We start from the raw sequence: 18,323 nt of genomic DNA on the forward strand, positions 1-18,323 counted from the left end.
TGGCGATCACCAGGAATAGGTCGACCGACTCGTGCGCTCCCCCGTGCTCCTTCCATTCATCCCCAAAGCGCAGGCTTGTTCACCATCAGATAGAACACCCCCACCACCGCAATGAAGGCCGGATAACCCAGCGATTCCCACCTTCGGGCATAGCGCCAGTACAGCGCGGGCAGTGGCTGCGACGTGGCCACGGCCTGTTGTGCCATGTCAGACAGCCGCAACTGAAGCCACACGACGGGCAGCCAGCACGCGCCTGCGAGGAGATAAAGCCCGATGGAGAGCATCAGCCACGGCGCGGTGAGCGGCCAGCCGGCGGTGGTGGCCAGCCAGATGCCGCTCAGCGGCTGGATGATGATGGCCGGTGTGGTGAACCACAGATCCGCCTTGACCACCAGCCGGGCGACCACGGCCTGCGCCGCGATGGAGCCGCTGCGATTGGCAAAGAACAGATAAAACGCCGTGCCGAAGCCGGTGCCGGCCAGCAGCACGCTGGACAGAATGTGCAAGCACTTGATGACGAGATAGGTGTTCATGATGTCAGGCCGGGGCATCCTCATGCAGGATGAGCAGGAGGGCCGCAATTGGCAGGTTCTTGGAGAGGCGGCCCAGCGGGTCCAGCCACAGGTCCGGCAGCAACAGGGTGCCCACCAGGGTCATGCCCAGCATGGCAAGGCCGGCTGACAAATACACCCAGCGCCGATGCCAACGCCAGAGGGCCAGGCCCAGGGTCAGGTCCAGCCCTGCGCCGGCCAGGATGAGCGGAGCGATCCAGGCGTCCGGGGTGTGGGCGGCGGCCAGCAGTGCCCGGCTCTGGCCTTGCAGCTCCACCACACTCACCACGGTGGTGAGCAGCCACAAGGCGATCAGGCTGGCACGTGAGAGCAGCCGGGTGCGCCGATGGCGAAAGGGTGTCAGGCCGACTGCCATGCCGCCGCCACGAACCGCTCCAGCGGCACCGGGCTGCGGCCCAGGAGGTGGGCGAAGACAGCCGCATCGCCGACGTTGTCCGCCTGCAGCATCGCCAGGCTTTCGGTGCTCCAGGGCTGGAAGGACAGATGGTCGCCCACCCGGGCACTCCAGCGGCTGGGTGCTTCCGGCAGCGGCACCACCAGCGCCTGGCCATGGCCCAGTTGCCGGCGCAGTTCCGCAATGAAGGCGGACAGCGGCAGGGCCTGGACCCCTACGGCGGTCACTTGTTCAGGTCCGCCCTCTTGCAGCAGCCGCAGGACGGCCAGCGCCACGTCCTGCACCGCCACCGGCTGGATGCGGGCACGCAGGGCCGCAGCCGGCAACACCATCACCGGCAGACGGGCCAGGGTCATGAACAGGGCGGAGCTGGCACCTCCGCGCCCATAGACGATGCTGGGGCGCACCACGGTGCCGTCCAGGCGGCCTTCGGCGCGCAGGCGCAGCAACACCTCATCGGCGGCCCGCTTGGTGGTGGCGTAACGGGTGTTGAACTGGTCCACGCCATTGGCGGAGATCTGGATGACCCGGCGCACACCCACCTGCGCGCAGGCTTCGAACAGCGCGGCCGGGGCGCGATGGTGCAGCGCGTCCAGCTTGCGGTCCCGCGTATCCCGCAGGATGCCGACCGCATTCACGACGGCATCAAAACCTTCCAGGCGGGGCAGCCAGTCGCTGGGTTGAAGGTTCTGGCTGAAGTTGTGGCTGGCGGAGCTGGCCTCGGTGACCGACAGGCCAGCCTCGCGCAGCGTGCGGACGATGCGGCGGCCAATGAAGCCGCTGGCGCCGCAGACCAGGATGGAGCGGGCAGGGCGGCTCACGATGCGGCTCCTGCAAGGGGGCGGTCTGACGCGGCGGCGAGCCCTTGGGGCCACAGGATCAATTCGCACATGACGTCACTCCTTGGAATGGGGATTCGTGTGAGGCGCCGCTGGTATTTCGCAGCTTCCGGACTGGCAGGCAGAGGCGCCGGCCCGTCGTTCGGCCGCGCGCCGCAGCGAGGTTTCGAAGAGCAGCTGGGCCACCGGCCGGGGGATCCTGTAGCGGTTGCGCGCCAGGATGGGGTAGGCCCAATCGGCCAGTTGCCGCAGCCCGGGGGCATTCATCAGCCGGGCCATGCCACGCATCTGGGCCCCGGCATAGAGCAGCCGCAGCGCTGGTGCACCCCGGATCACACGGCCGTCCGCACATTTCACATGCAGCAGGGTCATCAGGTCCGGCAGATCGGTCCCGGCCGGATAGTCGCGGAAGTCGGGCCTGGACACGTCTTCAAACCGCAGCAGGCCGGCGGTGTTGCGCAGCTGCAGGTTGGTCATCTCAGCCAGGCAGATCGGGCAGCCGCCGTCGAAGTACACGGTGAGCGGATAGACCGCTGCGCCTGCGCCACTGGTGCCACTGGCGCCGGTGGCCGGTGTGGAAGGAGAGGTGTTCATGACGTGTCCGATATTCCAGAAAAAACAGAAATCCCTGGAAAAAAAGCGGGTGATCAGGGCTTGTCACCGCGCACAAAACGCTGGACGTTCGCCCCCAGCTTGAGCACCTTTTCCAGGGTGGAGGGAGAGAGCCGCATCATTTCTTCGGACCAGGCCCCCAGCGTCTGCATCAAACGCAGGCACTCGCGCACACGCTCCTGGGCATCTGCGGATTCCTCCTGGAAGCTGTTGCCCTCCACCAGCTCGGTGAGCATGCGTACCGTGGGGTCGAATTCGCGATGCTTGCGCTCCCGCACGACCGTGCGGAACAGCTCCCACACATCCACAGACGTTTCAAAGTAGTCGCGCCGGTCGCCCATCAGGTGGGTGACGCGCACCAGGTTCCAACTGGTCAGCTCCTTGAGGCTGTTGCTGACATTGGAGCGGGCGACCGACAGCGTTTCAGTGATCTGCTCGGCATTGAGCGGACGGCCATGAAAGTAGAGCAGGGCGTGAATCTGGGCGACGGTGCGGTTCACCCCCCAGGCGCTGCCCATTTCGCCCCAATGAAGGACAAATCGTTGAGCGGTGGTGCTGAGTTCCATGGCGCTGACTTTATTCCTACAGAAATTTCTGTCAAGACAGAAATTAGCGGAATGGGAAAGGAATGAAAAAAGCCCCGGGGCTGTCGCCGAGGGGCTTGGAGGTGGGATTCAGTCCCGGATCGGTTCATCGGTCGTGCGGGCGCCTGGCCCGCACGCCGATGTCGGTCAGACCGAGACCGACTTGGCGGTGTCCGCGTACTCTTCGATCTGGTCGAAGTTCATGTAGCGGTACACGCTGGCGGCATCCTTGTTGATGATGCCCATGGCGTCGTGATACTCCTGCAGCGTCGGGATGCGACCCAGCTTGGAGCAGACCGCCGCCAGTTCCGCCGAGCCCAGGAACACATTGGTGTTCTTGCCCAGACGGTTGGGGAAGTTGCGGGTGGAGGTGGACATGACCGTTGCGCCTTCACGCACCTGCGCCTGGTTGCCCATGCACAGCGAGCAGCCCGGCATTTCGGTGCGAGCACCGGCGGTGCCGAAGGTGGCGTAGTGGCCTTCCTTGATCAGCTCGTTCTGGTCCATCTTGGTGGGCGGCGCCACCCACAGCTTGACCGGAATGTCACGGGCACCGCCCAGCAGCTTGGCCGCTGCACGGAAGTGGCCGATGTTGGTCATGCACGAACCGATGAAGGCTTCATCGATCTTGGTGCCTTGCACTTCCGACATGAACTTGGCGTCGTCCGGATCGTTCGGGCAGCAGACGATCGGTTCCTTGATGTCGGCCAGATCGATCTCGATCACGGCGGCATATTCGGCGTCCTTGTCGGCTTCCAGCAGGTTGGGGTTGGCCAGCCAGGCTTCCACGTTCTTGATGCGGCGCTCCAGGGTGCGCTTGTCGGCATAGCCGTCCGCAATCATGTTCTTCATCAGGACGATGTTGGAGGTCAGGTACTCCTTGATCGGTTCCGGATTCAGCTTGATGGTGCAGCCGGCGGCCGAGCGTTCGGCCGACGCGTCGGACAGTTCAAAGGCCTGTTCCACCTTCAGCTCGGGCAGACCTTCGATTTCCAGGATGCGGCCCGAGAAGATGTTCTTCTTGCCCTTCTTCTCGACGGTCAGCAGGCCGGCCTTGATGGCGTACAGCGGAATGGCATGGACCAGGTCACGCAGGGTGACGCCGGGCTGCATCTGGCCCTTGAAGCGCACCAGCACCGATTCCGGCATGTCCAGCGGCATCACGCCGGTGGCGGCACCGAAGGCCACCAGACCCGAACCGGCCGGGAAGCTGATGCCGATGGGGAAGCGGGTGTGCGAGTCGCCGCCGGTACCGACGGTGTCGGGCAGCAGCAGGCGGTTCAGCCAGCTGTGGATCACGCCGTCGCCCGGACGCAGGGCCACGCCGCCACGGTCGCTGATGAAGTGCGGCAGTTCGCGATGCATCTTCACGTCCACGGCCTTGGGATAGGCGGCGGTGTGGCAGAACGACTGCATCACCAGGTCGGCCGAGAAGCCCAGGCAGGCCAGGTCCTTCAGCTCGTCGCGGGTCATCGGGCCGGTGGTGTCCTGGGAGCCGACGGTGGTCATCTTGGGCTCGCAGTAGGTGCCCGGGCGGATGCCCGTGCCTTCCGGCAGGCCACAGGCACGGCCGACCATCTTCTGCGCCAGCGTGAAGCCCTTGCCGGAATCCACCGGGGGCTTGGGCAGGCGGAACAGGGTGGAGGCGGGCAGGCCCAGGAATTCACGGGCCTTGCCGGTCAGCGAGCGGCCGATGATCAGGTTGATACGGCCGCCGGCGCGGACTTCGTCCAGCAGCACGTCGCTCTTCAGCGCGAACTCGGCCACCGTGGCGCCGTTCTTCTCGATCTTGCCGTCGTAGGGGTAGACGTCGATGACATCGCCCATTTCCAGGTTGCTGACATCCACTTCGATGGGCAGCGAACCGGAGTCTTCCTGCGTGTTGAAGAAGATCGGAGCGATCTTGCTGCCCAGGGTGACGCCACCAAAGCGCTTGTTCGGCACAAACGGGATGTCCTGGCCGGTGGCCCAGATCACCGAGTTGGTGGCCGACTTGCGGGACGAGCCGGTGCCGACAACGTCACCGACGTAGGCCACCAGGTGGCCCTTTTTCTTCAGGTCCTCGATGAACTGCATCGGGCCGCGCTTGCCGTCTTCTTCCGGCTTGAAGGCCGCGTCAGGCCGCGTGTTCTTCAGCATGGCCAGGTAGTGCAGGGGGATGTCCGGGCGGCTCCAGGCGTCCGGCGCGGGCGACAGGTCGTCGGTATTGGTTTCGCCGGGCACCTTGAAGACGGTGACGGTGATCTTCTTCTCGACTTCCGGACGCGAGGTGAACCATTCGGCATCGGCCCAGCTGTGGATCACGGCGGTGGCCTGGGCATTGCCGGCCTTGGCCTTTTCAGCGACGTCATGGAAGGCGTCGAACATCAGCAGGGTCTTCTTGAGGCCAGCGGCCGCGACCGAGGCGACTTCCTTGTCGTCCAGCAGGTCCACCAGCGGCTTGACGTTGTAGCCGCCCACCATGGTGCCCAGCAGCTCGGTGGCCTTGGTCTTGGAGATCAGCCCGACCGTCAGGTCGCCGTGGGCCACGGCCGCCAGGAAGCTGGCCTTGACCTTGGCGGCGTCGTCCACACCCGGGGGCACGCGGTGCGTCAGCAGGTTCAGCAGGAATTCGCCTTCGCCAGCAGGCGGGTTCTTGATCAGCTCGATCAGCTCGGCGACTTGCTTGGCATCCAGCGGCAGCGGCGGGATGCCCAGCGCGGCGCGCTCGGCTTCATGTTGGCGGTAGGCTTGCAGCATTGCGAACTCCAGTCTCTGTAGTCTCTGGCTTGGGTCAGTGAAGCGGGATCTAGTGGGTCAGGGTGCACTGGGCACGATGACTTTGAGTCCCTTGAAATAGTCGCGGAAGAATCCCTGGTCGCGGGTGATGAGACCGTCACACTGCAGCATGGCATGTGCGCCGACCAGGAAGTCGGCGATAGCGCGGGAGGCGCCGATCGCGTCGGGAGTATTTTTGGTGGCGGTTTTGGTGGCGGTGGTGGCGGTGGCTTTCTCGCCACCTTTGCTGGAAGCCTCCAGCAGCCGCTGCTTGAACTTGCGTTGCATTTCGCCGGCCCGGATGGCGGCGCGCTGGTCGATGGGTGAGAAGCCCAGGCCCATCTCTTCCAGCGCATCCATCACCTCCGAGCCATGGCCCAGGCCGGCCGTCACCTCGGACAGCACCACATCACACAGCACCACGGGGCCGCTGGACAGGGCCAGGCGCAGCGCGGCCTCGGCGGCATCGGCCCCGGGGGCGTCGCCCAGGAGGTCGATGAGGACGGAGCTGTCAACGGCGATCATGGGGATCAGGCCTGGGTAGGGTCAGTGGGGGCGCGGCCCCGCAAGTCACGCATGACATCGTCGGTGGTGGTGCCTGACGGGAGTTTGAAGCGTCCACGAGCGCGGGAGATGGCGTCGTCCACATTTTTGCGGAGGATGATGCGGGCGCCGTCCAGTTCCACGGTCAGCGTGGTGCCCTTGGTCAGCCCCAAAGCATCACGGACGGCCTTGGGCAGGGTGATCTGACCGCGTTCGGCGACGGTGGCTTCCATGAGGGGCTCCGGTGAGGGCTGCGCTGAGGTATGGAACGGAAAGTATGCATAGATTCTACATACTTGCGCCGGAAAAGAAAAAGCGCGCCGAAGGGCGCGCTTGTTGCTAAGGGGCGAACCGGCTGGCAGGACAGCGCTGCAGCGGTTGCCCGATCCCGGCCTGAATGGGCTGGGAGGGACTCGATTCAGTGACCGGCGGGCGCAATGCCCAGGCCGCCAGCAGGGACGGCGGAGGCGGCGCGAGCGGCTTCCATGGCGGCGCGCTGCTGGGGGTGCACGCACTCGTCCACCATGCGGCGGCCGGCGTTGACGTCCAGCAGCATCGACTTGTTGGCGATCTGAACCATCAGCGTGCGGCCGGTGACGTCTTCCAGGCGCAGGGCGCCGGTGGAGGACAGGACCGGCTTCATGGTGAAGACCTGCTTCAGGAAGGCCACGTCGATATAGCCGGGGTGCTTGGCATTGGGCGTGATTTCGACGGACTGCTTGAATTCGCAATCGTAGTGGCCCATGTAGGCCTGCTCGGCGGCGGCCAGCTGTTCGGGCGAGGCGTCAGCCAACGGGGCGGGGCCGGCCGGCTTGGCGGGGGCCTTCTTGGCGGTGGACTTGGCCGTCACGGCCTTCGCCGGAGCCGGCTTGGTGTTGTTACCCTGCACCGACGGTTCGGCACAGACAAGACCGGCGGCCAGCAGCAGAGCGGTGGCAACGGTGCTGGACAGAGCGAAGGAGGTTTTCATGGGGGCGTCTTTGAATCTTTGAGTCTTGAAGGGATGGGCGGTGCTGAAGGTCGTCCCAGGAGCTCAGTAACCTCTGGCGCGACGGCAGGTGAATTCTCGCGCGGGGCAAGCCGCGTGCGCGCAGGGTTTGTTTCAAAGGGTAGGGTTTTCAACGCGGGCTCGTGCTGTTGGCGCCCGCCGCCGGGGTGGACAACCAGGCTTGGGTGACTTCAGCCGGCAAGGGCTGGCCTGTGCGGTATGCACGCTGCAGCAGATGCCAGAAGAGCCGGTAGCTGGCCCGGTCGTGAAGCATGTCACGGTGTTGGATGGGGGCCCACTGGGCGGCCTGGGCGGCCAGCAGGATGTCGATGGCCTCGTCGATCTCGGCGACGCTGGGGGCGAAGGCGTCGATGATGGGTTGAATTTGTTGCGGATGGATACTCCACATGCGGGTGTACCCGAACTCTCGGGCGGCCCGTTCCGCGGCGGACTGGATGGCACGTTCGCTTTTGAACTCGGTGACCACGCAGTGGGATGGGGTTTTCCCGTAGGTATGGGCGGCGGCTGCGATGGCGAGCTTGGCGCGTTGTACCAGTGGATGGCTGAACTGGCCGTCCACCGTCAGCGCGGAGCGTGGAATGGCGCCGCGATGCGCTGACACATAGTCCATCAGCCCGAAAGACAGCGACTCGATGCGGGGCAGCGCGGCGATCTCCATCACATCGCGCAGGGCGCCATGGGTTTCGATCAAGGTATGCAGGGGCAGCGGCTTGCGGATGTGGTGCCGCTGCAGGCTGTCATCAATGAAGCGGATGGCGTCTTGCAGATCGTGCAGGCTTTCCGGCTTGGGGATCATCAGATAGGCCAGCTTCTCGCCGCCGCCGGCGATCACGGCCTCCACATCGGCCTCGAATGCCGGATGTTGAAACGGATGCACCCGCACGCCCACCCGTCCATGCACATTCAGCGGCCCGTTGAGCAGGTGCAGCACCAGCAGCATGTGTTCGGCCTCACCGCCCACGGGGGCGCCGTCTTCGCAATCCAGGGTGATGTCGAACACCGGCCCCATCTGTGTCTGCAGTTCCAGGCTCTTCACCATCCGCGCCTCGACGCCGCAATAGTGGTCGACCACGGGCAGAACGCTGGGCGCCTGGCCTTCTTCAAAAAGTGCTTGTGCGGGATGAAGCAAATGGCTGTTCATGACAACTCTCAGACCCGGCGAAACCGAACGGGGACGGGCAGGCAGGCCCATTCCACCCTTGGCTCCAGCCGAAGGAAGAAGCGGGCAGCCAGCATGCCTGCCCGCCTTAACGACGCCGACCTGCGCAGCCGACCAGCGAGTGTCCCCCATCCCGCCGCTCCCAGCCATTCCGCTGCCCCGCGCCAATAAAAAAAGCCAGCTCAAAGCGCTGGCTTTTCTCCTTGTGCCCTTCGCCCTTCAGCAACGCGGCCCGCGAAGCGCGGCCGCCCCTCCAGCGGAACCCGTGGAACTGGCTCTGCCAGGCCACCGGGTTCGCCCCCTTGAGGGGGCCGCCTAAGGCGGTAGGGGGTGGGCGAAACTCCACCGGGCCGCCGAAGGCGGTAGGGGGTGGGTCAGAGCAAATGCTTCACGCCGTTTTGCTCGTCGGTCAGCTCGCCCAGGGTCTTGTTGATGCACTCTTGCGAGAACGCATCGATTTCCAGACCTTGAACAATCTTGTACTCCCCGTTTTCGGTGGTCACCGGGAAGCCGAACATCACTTCCTTGGGAATGCCATACGAGCCATCCGACGGCACACCCATCGTCACCCACTTGCCGTTGGTGCCCAGGGCCCAGTCGCGCATGTGGTCGATGGCGGCGTTGGCAGCCGAAGCGGCCGACGACAGACCGCGCGCGGCGATGATGGCGGCGCCACGCTTGCCCACGGTCGGCAGGAACACGTTGCGGTTCCATTCCTCGTCATTGATCAGCGGCTTCACGGCCTGGCCATCAATGGTGGCGAAACGGTAGTCGGCGTACATCGTCGGCGAGTGGTTGCCCCACACCGCCAGCTTCTCGATGCTGCCCACCGGCTTGCCGGTCTTGGCGGCGATCTGCGAAGCAGCGCGGTTGTGGTCCAGGCGCAGCATGGCGGTGAAGTTCTTGGCCGGCAGGTCCGGTGCCGACTTCATCGCGATGTAGGCATTGGTGTTGGCCGGGTTGCCCACCACCAGCACCTTCACATTGCGCGAGGCCACGGCATTCAGCGCCTTGCCCTGCACCGTGAAGATCTGGGCGTTGGCGGCCAGCAGGTCCGCACGCTCCATGCCCGGGCCACGCGGACGTGCGCCAACCAGCAGCGCGTAGTCGGTGTCCTTGAAGGCGGTCATCGGGTCGCTGTGGGCCTCGATGCCGGCCAGCAGCGGGAAGGCGCAGTCTTCCAGTTCCATGATCACGCCCTTGAGCGCGTTCTGAGCCTTCTCGTCGGCGATTTCCAGCAGTTGCAGGATCACGGGCTGATCCTTGCCCAGCATTTCGCCAGAAGCGATGCGGAACAGCAGGGCATAGCCGATTTGGCCGGCGGCGCCGGTCACGGCGACGCGAACGGGTTTCTTGCTCATCACGAGGTCTCCGAAAGTGAAAAGGCGAAAGCCAATAGAAAAGCGAAAGGGCCTGCCGGGATGCAGATGTGCACAGTTCATGCTCATCCGCGTATTCACGGCGGCCGGCGGAAACGGTTGTCCGGTCGGCGCGGTCGCGAGCCGGCGCCAGCGACGGCAAGTGTAGGCCCATCGGGCGCCGCGCGCTTGGCCGGAAAGGTCTTATTCGCCCAATGACGAACGCGCCCGGTTCAAAAATGGCCGGTCAACATGGCAAGAATCTGACACTCTTGTGTCTTATATAAGACTAACCTGCTGGGTCTCCCGGATTTGAGATGGACGCGGCGCCCCGCTTTGTGCTCGAATGCCGCCCCATGTCGCCCCCCGTCTCGTCGTCCCAACCGGTCACGCCGCTCAATGAGCTGGCCCGTGCCGAAGCGGCGCCGGCCTTCAGCCCCCTCTATCGGCAGATCAAGGGCCTGATCCTGGCCGGTTTGCAGGCCGGGGAGTGGAAGGCCGGGGACAGCATTCCCAGCGAAATGGAGCTGGCGGCGCGCTTCGGCGTGAGCCAGGGGACCGTGCGCAAGGCGGTGGATGAGTTGTCGGCCGAGAATCTGCTGGTGCGCCGCCAGGGCAAGGGCACCTTTGTGGCCACCCATGCCGAGCAGCAGCAGCAATTCCGTTTTCTGCGGCTGACGCCGGAGGCCGGTGCCTCCGCGACGCTGGGGCGCCAGTTGCTGGACTGCCGTCGCCAACGGGCGCCGGCCTGGATTGCACGGCAGATGAATCTGCGGGCCGGTGATCCGGTCATTGAGATTCGCCGTCTGCTGCACAGCGGCGGCCAGCCGGTGGTGCTGGATGACATCTGGCTCCCGGGCGCGATGTTCAAGGGCCTCACCGCCGAGCGCCTGCGGGAGCATCGTGGACCTTTTTACGGTCTGTTGGAAACCGAATTTGGCGTGCACATGATTCGTGCACAGGAAAAGATCCGCGCAGTCGCAGCCGACGTAGAAGTCGCTGAACTGCTGCAGGTGTCGCCCGGCAGCCCGCTGCTGAGCGTGGAGCGGCTCTCCTTTACTTACGGCGACAAGCCGGTGGAGTTGCGCCGCGGTCTCTACAACACAACCCATCACTTTTATCGCAACGACCTTCAATGACGTTGCCGGACCATTGTTGAAACGACATGCGCCCGGTACGCCTGCGAGTGACAAGTCCTTGCTCTAAAATCCATTGGGTTTCACATCGATTACAAGGTCGGACATGACGGACGCCACTTCAGCCACCACCAAGCAACGACCGGTCTATACCAACATCCACATCACACAGATCGTCGGCTACCGGCTTCCTCCGGCCGGCATCGTGTCGATCCTGCACCGCGTGAGCGGGCTGTTGATGTTCTTCCTGCTGCCGTTCGTGATCTGGCTGTTTGACAACAGCCTCACCTCGGAAATCTCCTACGACACCTTCACCAGCGCTTACCTCGCCGGCATCGGATTCGTGCCGGCCTGGTTCGTCAAGCTGGCCACGCTGGGTCTGATCTGGGGTTACCTGCACCATTTCATCGCCGGTGTGCGCCACCTGTGGATGGATGCCACGCACAGCGTGAGCAAGGCCCAGGGCCACAGCAGCGCCATCATCACGCTGGTGCTGAGCCTGACCCTGACCGTGCTGCTCGGTGCCAAGCTGTTCGGCCTGTATTGAGCCGTCCGGTCTTGACCACTGTTTGACCGTGCATTGACCGCTCATTGACTGCTGTTTGACCCGAGGGGCAAATCAAAATGACAACTTATGGATCCAAGCGCATCGTTGTCGGTGCGCATTATGGGCTGCGTGACTGGATGGTCCAGCGCGCCACGGCCCTGCTGATGGCACTGTTCACCATCGTGCTGCTGGTGCAGGTGCTGTGGCCGGGCCGCCCGCTGGGTTATGACCTGTGGGCCGGCATCTTCAGCCAGCAATGGATGAAGTTCCTGACCTTCGCGCTGATCGTCTCCCTGGCCTGGCATGCCTGGGTGGGTGTGCGCGACATCTGGATGGATTATGTAAAACCGGTGGGCCTGCGCGTGGTGCTGCATGTGTTCACGCTGGTGTGGTTGACGGGTTGCGCGGGTTGGGCGATCCAAGTGCTCTGGAGGCTGTAAGAAATGCAAATCGGAACCTCGCTCCCCAAGCGCAAGTTTGACGTCGTCATCGTTGGTGCCGGCGGCTCCGGCATGCGCGCATCCCTGCAGCTGTCGCTGGCCGGCCTGAATGTGGCTGTGCTGTCGAAGGTGTTCCCGACCCGCTCGCACACGGTCGCCGCTCAGGGCGGCATCGGTGCCAGCCTGGGCAACATGTCCGAAGACAACTGGCACTATCACTTCTATGACACGGTGAAGGGCTCGGACTGGCTGGGTGACCAGGACGCCATCGAGTTCATGTGCCGTGAAGCCCCGAAGGTGGTCTACGAGCTGGAACACTTCGGCATGCCCTTCGACCGCAACCCGGACGGCACGATCTATCAGCGCCCGTTCGGCGGCCATACCGCGAACTACGGCGAAAAGCCGGTGCAACGCGCCTGCGCTGCGGCCGACCGTACCGGCCATGCGATGCTGCACACGCTGTATCAGCAGAACGTCAAGGCCCGCACCAACTTCTTCGTGGAGTGGATGGCCCTGGACCTGATCCGCGACGCTGAAGGCGACGTGGTGGGGGTGACCGCGCTGGAAATGGAAACCGGCGAGATCCACATCCTGGAAGCCAAGACCGTGCTGCTGGCCACCGGTGGTGCCGGCCGCATCTTCGCCGCCTCGACCAATGCCTTCATCAACACCGGTGACGGCCTGGGCATGGCGGCCCGTGCGGACATCCCGCTGCAGGACATGGAATTCTGGCAATTCCACCCGACCGGCGTGGCCGGCGCGGGCGTGCTGCTGACCGAAGGCTGCCGTGGCGAAGGCGCGATTTTGCGCAATGCCAATGGCGAGCGCTTCATGGAGCGTTATGCCCCGACGCTGAAGGACCTGGCGCCGCGTGACTTCGTCTCGCGCTGCATGGACCAGGAAATCAAGGAAGGTCGCGGCTGCGGTCCGAACAAGGACTACGTCGTGCTGGACATGACCCACCTGGGCGGCGACACCATCCTGAAGCGCCTGCCGTCGGTGTTCGAGATCGGCCACAACTTCGCCAACGTGGACATCACCAAGGAGCCGATCCCGGTGGTGCCGACCATTCACTACCAGATGGGTGGCATTCCCACCAACATCCATGGTCAGGTGGTGGTGCCCAAGGGCGACGACCACAAGAGCGTGGTCAACGGCCTGTATGCAGTCGGTGAATGCTCCTGCGTGTCGGTGCACGGCGCCAACCGCCTGGGCACGAACTCGCTGCTGGACCTGCTGGTGTTCGGCCGTGCTGCCGGCAACCACATCGTCGATGCGCACAAGAAGGGCGTTTCGCACAAGCCGCTGCCCAAGGACGCCGCCGACAAGACCCTGGCTCGCCTGGAACGTCTGGAGTCCAACACCGGTGGCGAATACGCCCAGGACGTTGCCAACGACCTGCGCGCGGCCATGCAGTCGCATGCCGGCGTGTTCCGCACGCAGGCGCTGCTGGACGAAGGCGTCACCGCCATCGCGGCCATCCGCGAGCGTGTCACGAACATCACCCTGAAGGACAAGTCCAAGGTGTTCAACACCGCCCGCGTGGAAGCGCTGGAAGTGGACAACCTGATCGAAGCCGCTCAAGCCACCATCGTGTCCGCCGCAGCCCGCAAGGAATGCCGCGGTGCCCACACGGTGAATGACTACGAACGCACGGCCGACGACGCGGAATTCCCGCTGGGTCGCAATGACAAGGAATGGATGAAGCACACGCTGTGGCACAGCGCCAGCAACACCCTGACCTACAAGCCGGTCAACCTTCAGCCGCTGACCGTTGAAAGCGTGCCCCCGAAGGTCCGTACCTTCTGAGGACGCAGGAGCCAAACATGATCAAGCGCACCTTCGAGATTTATCGCTACGACCCGGACAAGGACGCCAAGCCCTACATCCAGACCATCGAGCTGGAGCTGGCCGGCAACGAGCGCATGCTGCTGGACGCCCTGCTGAAGCTCAAGGCCGTGGACCCGACCTTGTCGTTCCGCCGTTCCTGCCGTGAAGGCGTGTGCGGTTCGGATGCCATGAACATCAACGGCAAGAACGGTCTGGCCTGCCTGACCAACCTGCGTTCGCTGCCGGATGTCATCAAGCTCAAGCCGCTGCCCGGCCTGCCGGTGGTTCGCGATCTGATCGTGGACATGACGCAGTTCTTCAAGCAGTACCACTCGATCAAGCCGTTCCTGCTGAACGAGTCGCGTCCGCCCGAGAAGGAGCGTTTGCAGTCGCCGGAAGAGCGTGATGAGCTCAACGGCCTGTATGAGTGCATTCTGTGCGCGAGCTGCTCGACCAGCTGCCCCAGCTTCTGGTGGAACCCCGACAAGTTCGTGGGTCCTGCCGGGCTGTTGCAAGCCTACCGCTTCATTGCGGACAGCCGCGACGAAGGCACGGCCGAGCGCCTCGACAACCTCGAGGACCCGTACCGCCTGTTCCGCTGCCACACCATCATGAACTGCGTCGATGTCTGCCCGAAGGGTCTGAACCCCACCAAGGCCATCGGCAAGATCAAGGAACTGATGGTGCGACGCGCCGTTTGAGGTCGCACCCGGAGCCAGCCATGACTGTCGATACCAACACCCTCATCAACGAGAGGGATCTCTCTAAGCTCAAGTGGCGCTGCCGGCGCGGCTTGCTGGAGAATGACCTCTTCATTGAGCGGTTCTTCCGTCGACATGAAAGCCAGCTGACCGAGTTCCATGCGGAAGGCCTCAGGCAACTGATGGACCTTTCCGACAACGACCTGCTGGATCTGATGCTGGCCCGCAAAGAGCCTGCCGACGATCTGGCACGGCCGGATGTGCAGGCGGTGCTGGCCATGCTCCGGACCCCGCAGTAAGAGACAAGAACCCCACAGAAGTCATAAGGAATGCCCATGACCCCCTCAGACGTCAAAGCCACACTGTCGTTCTCGGACGGCAGCCCGCAGATGGACCTGCCGCTGTACAAGGGCACGATCGGCCCGGATGTGATCGACATCCGCAAGCTGTATGCGCAGACGGGCAAGTTCACTTATGACCCCGGCTTCCTGTCGACGGCGTCCTGCAACTCGACCATCACCTACATCGATGGCGACAAGGGTGAGCTGCTGTATCGCGGCTACCCGATCGAGCAGCTGGCCGTGAACTGCGACTATCTGGAAACCTGCTACCTGTTGCTGTACGGGGAACTGCCCACGCCGTCGCAAAAGGAAGAGTTCGTCAATCGCGTGACCCATCACACGATGGTCAACGAGCAGATGCAGTTCTTCCTGCGTGGCTTCCGCCGTGACGCCCACCCGATGGCCGTCATGACGGGCCTGGTGGGCGCGCTGTCGGCGTTCTATCACGACAGCACCGACATCAATAACCCCGAGCACCGTGAAATCGCGGCGATCCGCCTGATCGCCAAGATGCCGACGCTGGTGGCCATGGCCTACAAGTACACCATCGGCCAACCCTACATCTATCCGAAGAACGACCTGTCCTACGCGGGCAACTTCATGCGGATGATGTTTGCCACGCCCTGCGAAGAGTACAAGCCCAATGACGTGCTGGTGCGCGCCATGGACCGCATCTTCACGCTGCATGCCGACCACGAGCAGAACGCTTCGACGTCGACCGTGCGTCTGTGCGGTTCGTCCGGCACCAACCCGTTTGCCGCCATCGCCGCTGGCGTGGCCTGCCTGTGGGGCCCGGCCCACGGCGGTGCGAACGAGGCAGCACTGAACATGCTGCACGACATCCAGAAGCAGGGTGGCGTGGCCAAGATCGGCGAGTTCATCAAGCAGGTGAAGGACAAGAACAGCGGCGTCAAGCTGATGGGCTTCGGTCACCGTGTCTACAAGAACTACGACCCGCGCGCCAAGCTGATGCGCGAAACCTGCCACGAAGTGCTGAGCGAACTGGGTCTGGAAAACGATCCGCTGTTCAAGCTGGCCATGGAACTGGAAAAGATCGCGCTGGAAGACGAGTACTTCGTCGCCCGCAAGCTCTACCCGAACGTGGACTTCTACTCCGGCATCGTCCAGCGCGCCATTGGCATCCCGGTGCCGCTGTTCACCGCGATCTTCGCCCTGGCCCGTACGGTCGGCTGGATTGCCCAGCTGAACGAAATGATCGGCGACCCGGAATACAAGATCGGCCGTCCGCGTCAGCTGTTCGTTGGTGCCACCCCGCGCAACGTCAAGCCGATTGCCCAGCGCTGATCTGCGCCGCCGTTGATGCCGCACCAGCGGCCCGGCCAACAACCCCTGAGCTCCGGCCCAGGGGTTTTTTTTCGCGTTCATGCGCTATGCTTCGCATCCTTGCAAACGTTTGCAGCCATGACGAGCGGCGGTAAGGCGCTCATCGTGTGCAATCCAGGATCCCATCACCCGATTTGAAGAAGGCCAAAAGCAGGAATGAGCACCATCAAGGATGTGGCCGCGCTGGCGGGGGTGTCCTTCACCACGGTGTCCCATGTGCTGAACAACACCCGACCGGTCAGTGCCCAGGCGCGGGCCCGGGTGCTGGCAGCGGTGGACGAGATCGGCTACCTGCCCAGCGCGGTGGCGCGTTCGCTGAGGCGCAGTGAAACCAAGATCGTCGGCGTGCTGGTGCCCAATGTGCGCAACCCGTTTTTTGCCGAGCTGGTGGTGGGGGTGGAGGAATGGTGCCGTCAGGCCGGCTACTCCGTCTTCCTCTGCAATTCGGACAATGATCCCAAGCACCAGCAGTCGTATCTGCGCACCCTGCTGGAAAAGCGCATTGATGGGCTGCTGCTGAGTTCTGCGGGCGATGCCGACGCGCTGGCCACCACCTTCCGCCATGCGAGCGTGCCGGTGGTGACCGTCGACCGTCTGGTGCCCGGTGCCCGTGCCGACCGGGTCAGCGTCAACAATCAGGTGGGCGCCACAGCCGCAGTGCGGCATCTGCTGGACTTGGGCCATCGGCGCATCGGCTGTGTCAGTGGTCCGGCGGAATTCGAGGTCACGCAGGAGCGTGTGGCCGGCTGGCGTGGAGCGTTGCACGCCTATGGCATTGAAGCCGGGCCCGACTGGCTGATTGAAAGCGACTTCAGCACGGCGGGCGGTTATGAGGCGGTCAAGGCGCTGCTGACCCGGCAGCCGGACCTCACGGCGGTCTTCACCAGCAATGACCTGATGGCCATGGGCGCCTTGCGTGCTGCGGCCGAACTCGGACGGGCCGTTCCTCGCCAGCTCAGTGTGGTCGGCTTCGACGGCATCGAGCTTGGCAGCTACATCTATCCCGCGATCACCAGCGTGGGATGCTCGATCCGCGATCTCGGCCGGGAGGCCGGCCGCGCACTGATCGAGCGCATCGAGAATCCGCAGGCGCCGTTCAAGGACCTGCAGCTCACCCCGCAACTGGTGCTGCGCGAGAGCACATCCGCGCCTTTGTCTTCGGAGCAAGCATGAATCTGGAAAAGGCTGCAGCCACCGTGGTGGTGGTTGGCAGCGTGAACATGGACCTGGTGGCCCACGCCAAGCGTCTGCCGGTCCCTGGAGAGACGCTCATCGGCGACGCCTTTGCCGGCACGCCGGGCGGGAAGGGCGGGAATCAGGCGGTGGCAGCCGCGCGTCTGGGGGCCGATGTGGCGCTGGTGGGCCGGATCGGCCTGCGCCAGCATGGGCATGAGCTGCTGGCGGCACTGGAGCAGGAGCATGTGTCCACCGATGCCATCTGTTGCGATGAACAGACCTGGCCCGGAGTGGCGGTGATCATGGTGGCGCAGGACGGTGGTGAAAACGCCATCGTGGTGGTGCCCGGCAGCAATGCTGACCTGACCCCGGAGGATGTCGAGGCCGCCCGCAAGCCCTTGCAGGCGGCCCGTGTAGTGGTGGCGCAGCTGGAAGTTCCGCTGCCGGCCATCCAGCGTGCGTTTGAACTGGCCCGTGAGGCCGGCGTCACGACCGTGCTGAATGCAGCGCCGGCCCAGACCTTGCCGGCCGCGCTGCTCGGGCTGACCGACTGGCTGGTGGTCAACGAGACCGAAGCCGCGCAGTTGTGTGGCCAGGCCCTCCACGCTGCCAGAGTGCCCGATGAGCTGTCCCTGGCCCGCGAATCGGCGCGCCACCTGCGGATGCTGGGCCCTCGGCAGATCCTGGTCACGTTGGGCGGGCAGGGCGCCTGGCTGCTCAGCGACGACCATCCGGACGGCCATCACCTGCACGCCACCCGCGTTGCCGCCATTGACACCGTGGGGGCCGGCGACACGCTGGTGGGTGGCCTTGCCGTCGGCCTGGCTGAAGGCCTGGATGCGCTGCAAGCGGCGTCCCTGGGCCAGGCGGCCGCAGCGCTGGCCGTCAGCCGTTCCGGCGTGCAACAGGCCATGCCCTACCGTTCCGAGCTGCCGGCCCTGGCCAGCAGCATGTCTCCCGCCTGACCTGGAAGCCGTATCC

At 64.4% G+C, this 18,323-nt stretch carries 20 protein-coding genes; 9 read left to right on the forward strand and 11 right to left on the reverse strand.

Features of this window, described 5'->3' with window-relative positions; genetic code table 11:
- Window positions 1–56 precede the first annotated feature (56 nt).
- From OU995_RS17105 to OU995_RS17155, 11 genes are all read right to left on the reverse strand, one after another.
- Window positions 57–533: a DUF2269 family protein gene (locus OU995_RS17105; RefSeq protein ID WP_267831214.1), complete on the reverse strand. Its 477-nt coding sequence runs from the start codon at window positions 531–533 to the stop codon at window positions 57–59.
- A gap of 4 nt (window positions 534–537) precedes the next feature.
- A complete protein-coding gene (locus tag OU995_RS17110) occupies window positions 538–927 on the reverse strand; it encodes a DoxX-like family protein (protein WP_267831215.1) in 390 nt (129 codons plus the stop codon).
- Entirely contained in the window at window positions 912–1,787 is an 876-nt protein-coding gene (locus tag OU995_RS17115) for an NAD-dependent epimerase/dehydratase family protein (RefSeq protein ID WP_267831216.1), read from the reverse strand. The genes OU995_RS17110 and OU995_RS17115 overlap by 16 nt, the downstream gene beginning before the upstream one ends.
- Window positions 1,788–1,862: 75 nt before the next feature.
- On the reverse strand, window positions 1,863–2,399 hold the full coding sequence (locus tag OU995_RS17120) for a thiol-disulfide oxidoreductase DCC family protein (RefSeq protein ID WP_267831217.1): 537 nt from the start codon (window positions 2,397–2,399) through the stop codon (window positions 1,863–1,865).
- Between the two features lie 53 nt (window positions 2,400–2,452).
- Window positions 2,453–2,983 carry a GbsR/MarR family transcriptional regulator gene (locus OU995_RS17125; RefSeq protein WP_267831218.1) on the reverse strand — a complete coding sequence of 177 codons (531 nt, stop codon included), beginning with the start codon at window positions 2,981–2,983 and terminating at the stop codon, window positions 2,453–2,455.
- 165 nt (window positions 2,984–3,148) lie between these two features.
- On the reverse strand, window positions 3,149–5,740 hold the full coding sequence (gene acnB / locus OU995_RS17130; RefSeq protein WP_267831219.1) for a bifunctional aconitate hydratase 2/2-methylisocitrate dehydratase: 2,592 nt from the start codon (window positions 5,738–5,740) through the stop codon (window positions 3,149–3,151).
- 57 nt (window positions 5,741–5,797) lie between these two features.
- Window positions 5,798–6,283 carry a type II toxin-antitoxin system VapC family toxin gene (locus tag OU995_RS17135; protein ID WP_267831220.1) on the reverse strand — a complete coding sequence of 162 codons (486 nt, stop codon included), beginning with the start codon at window positions 6,281–6,283 and terminating at the stop codon, window positions 5,798–5,800.
- 5 nt (window positions 6,284–6,288) lie between these two features.
- Window positions 6,289–6,534: an AbrB/MazE/SpoVT family DNA-binding domain-containing protein gene (locus OU995_RS17140; protein ID WP_267831221.1), complete on the reverse strand. Its 246-nt coding sequence runs from the start codon at window positions 6,532–6,534 to the stop codon at window positions 6,289–6,291.
- A 185-nt stretch (window positions 6,535–6,719) separates the two neighbouring features.
- Window positions 6,720–7,271: a hypothetical protein gene (locus OU995_RS17145; RefSeq protein ID WP_267831223.1), complete on the reverse strand. Its 552-nt coding sequence runs from the start codon at window positions 7,269–7,271 to the stop codon at window positions 6,720–6,722.
- 148 nt (window positions 7,272–7,419) lie between these two features.
- Window positions 7,420–8,451 (reverse strand): HpcH/HpaI aldolase/citrate lyase family protein, encoded by a 1,032-nt coding sequence (locus OU995_RS17150; protein ID WP_267831224.1) that lies wholly within the window; start codon window positions 8,449–8,451, stop codon window positions 7,420–7,422.
- A 392-nt stretch (window positions 8,452–8,843) separates the two neighbouring features.
- Window positions 8,844–9,830 carry a malate dehydrogenase gene (locus OU995_RS17155; RefSeq protein WP_267831225.1) on the reverse strand — a complete coding sequence of 329 codons (987 nt, stop codon included), beginning with the start codon at window positions 9,828–9,830 and terminating at the stop codon, window positions 8,844–8,846.
- A 353-nt stretch (window positions 9,831–10,183) separates the two neighbouring features.
- On the opposite strand from OU995_RS17155, the gene OU995_RS17160 reads away from it, so the two are divergent.
- The 9 genes from OU995_RS17160 to OU995_RS17200 all read left to right on the forward strand — a co-directional run bounded on the left by OU995_RS17160 (window position 10,184) and on the right by OU995_RS17200 (window position 18,307).
- Window positions 10,184–10,966, forward strand: coding sequence for a GntR family transcriptional regulator (locus OU995_RS17160; protein ID WP_267831226.1), 783 nt, complete (start codon window positions 10,184–10,186; stop codon window positions 10,964–10,966).
- A 103-nt stretch (window positions 10,967–11,069) separates the two neighbouring features.
- Entirely contained in the window at window positions 11,070–11,510 is a 441-nt protein-coding gene (sdhC, locus tag OU995_RS17165) for a succinate dehydrogenase, cytochrome b556 subunit (protein WP_267831227.1), read from the forward strand.
- 77 nt (window positions 11,511–11,587) lie between these two features.
- Window positions 11,588–11,950 (forward strand): succinate dehydrogenase, hydrophobic membrane anchor protein, encoded by a 363-nt coding sequence (sdhD, locus tag OU995_RS17170; RefSeq protein WP_267831228.1) that lies wholly within the window; start codon window positions 11,588–11,590, stop codon window positions 11,948–11,950.
- 3 nt (window positions 11,951–11,953) lie between these two features.
- On the forward strand, window positions 11,954–13,759 hold the full coding sequence (sdhA, locus tag OU995_RS17175) for a succinate dehydrogenase flavoprotein subunit (protein ID WP_267831229.1): 1,806 nt from the start codon (window positions 11,954–11,956) through the stop codon (window positions 13,757–13,759).
- Window positions 13,760–13,776: 17 nt separating this feature from the next.
- Window positions 13,777–14,481: a succinate dehydrogenase iron-sulfur subunit gene (locus OU995_RS17180; RefSeq protein WP_324288580.1), complete on the forward strand. Its 705-nt coding sequence runs from the start codon at window positions 13,777–13,779 to the stop codon at window positions 14,479–14,481.
- A 20-nt stretch (window positions 14,482–14,501) separates the two neighbouring features.
- Complete coding sequence (locus tag OU995_RS17185; protein ID WP_267831230.1) at window positions 14,502–14,780, forward strand: succinate dehydrogenase assembly factor 2; 279 nt, start codon at window positions 14,502–14,504, stop codon at window positions 14,778–14,780.
- Window positions 14,781–14,816: 36 nt separating this feature from the next.
- The gene (gltA, locus tag OU995_RS17190; RefSeq protein WP_267831231.1) at window positions 14,817–16,127 is read left to right on the forward strand and encodes a citrate synthase; all 1,311 of its coding nucleotides are present in this window, start codon (window positions 14,817–14,819) and stop codon (window positions 16,125–16,127) included.
- A gap of 195 nt (window positions 16,128–16,322) precedes the next feature.
- Window positions 16,323–17,339 (forward strand): LacI family DNA-binding transcriptional regulator, encoded by a 1,017-nt coding sequence (locus OU995_RS17195; RefSeq protein WP_267831232.1) that lies wholly within the window; start codon window positions 16,323–16,325, stop codon window positions 17,337–17,339.
- Window positions 17,336–18,307: a ribokinase gene (locus OU995_RS17200; protein ID WP_267831233.1), complete on the forward strand. Its 972-nt coding sequence runs from the start codon at window positions 17,336–17,338 to the stop codon at window positions 18,305–18,307. Before OU995_RS17195 ends, OU995_RS17200 begins: the two co-directional genes overlap by 4 nt.
- Window positions 18,308–18,323: the final 16 nt, after the last annotated feature.

This window comes from Roseateles sp. SL47, assembly GCF_026625885.1.
Classification (GTDB): Bacteria; Pseudomonadota; Gammaproteobacteria; order Burkholderiales; family Burkholderiaceae_C; genus Roseateles.

Coding starts and splice junctions, on each gene's coding strand:
- OU995_RS17105 (WP_267831214.1), bottom strand. CDS start 533: ATGAACACCTATCTCGTCATCAAGTGCTTGCACATTCTGTCCAGCGTG.
- OU995_RS17110 (WP_267831215.1), bottom strand. CDS start 927: ATGGCAGTCGGCCTGACACCCTTTCGCCATCGGCGCACCCGGCTGCTC.
- OU995_RS17120 (WP_267831217.1), bottom strand. CDS start 2,399: ATGAACACCTCTCCTTCCACACCGGCCACCGGCGCCAGTGGCACCAGT.
- OU995_RS17125 (WP_267831218.1), bottom strand. CDS start 2,983: ATGGAACTCAGCACCACCGCTCAACGATTTGTCCTTCATTGGGGCGAA.
- acnB (WP_267831219.1), bottom strand. CDS start 5,740: ATGCTGCAAGCCTACCGCCAACATGAAGCCGAGCGCGCCGCGCTGGGC.
- OU995_RS17135 (WP_267831220.1), bottom strand. CDS start 6,283: ATGATCGCCGTTGACAGCTCCGTCCTCATCGACCTCCTGGGCGACGCC.
- OU995_RS17140 (WP_267831221.1), bottom strand. CDS start 6,534: ATGGAAGCCACCGTCGCCGAACGCGGTCAGATCACCCTGCCCAAGGCC.
- OU995_RS17145 (WP_267831223.1), bottom strand. CDS start 7,271: ATGAAAACCTCCTTCGCTCTGTCCAGCACCGTTGCCACCGCTCTGCTG.
- OU995_RS17150 (WP_267831224.1), bottom strand. CDS start 8,451: ATGAACAGCCATTTGCTTCATCCCGCACAAGCACTTTTTGAAGAAGGC.
- OU995_RS17155 (WP_267831225.1), bottom strand. CDS start 9,830: ATGAGCAAGAAACCCGTTCGCGTCGCCGTGACCGGCGCCGCCGGCCAA.
- OU995_RS17160 (WP_267831226.1), top strand. CDS start 10,184: ATGTCGCCCCCCGTCTCGTCGTCCCAACCGGTCACGCCGCTCAATGAG.
- sdhC (WP_267831227.1), top strand. CDS start 11,070: ATGACGGACGCCACTTCAGCCACCACCAAGCAACGACCGGTCTATACC.
- sdhD (WP_267831228.1), top strand. CDS start 11,588: ATGACAACTTATGGATCCAAGCGCATCGTTGTCGGTGCGCATTATGGG.
- sdhA (WP_267831229.1), top strand. CDS start 11,954: ATGCAAATCGGAACCTCGCTCCCCAAGCGCAAGTTTGACGTCGTCATC.
- OU995_RS17180 (WP_324288580.1), top strand. CDS start 13,777: ATGATCAAGCGCACCTTCGAGATTTATCGCTACGACCCGGACAAGGAC.
- OU995_RS17185 (WP_267831230.1), top strand. CDS start 14,502: ATGACTGTCGATACCAACACCCTCATCAACGAGAGGGATCTCTCTAAG.
- gltA (WP_267831231.1), top strand. CDS start 14,817: ATGACCCCCTCAGACGTCAAAGCCACACTGTCGTTCTCGGACGGCAGC.
- OU995_RS17195 (WP_267831232.1), top strand. CDS start 16,323: ATGAGCACCATCAAGGATGTGGCCGCGCTGGCGGGGGTGTCCTTCACC.
- OU995_RS17200 (WP_267831233.1), top strand. CDS start 17,336: ATGAATCTGGAAAAGGCTGCAGCCACCGTGGTGGTGGTTGGCAGCGTG.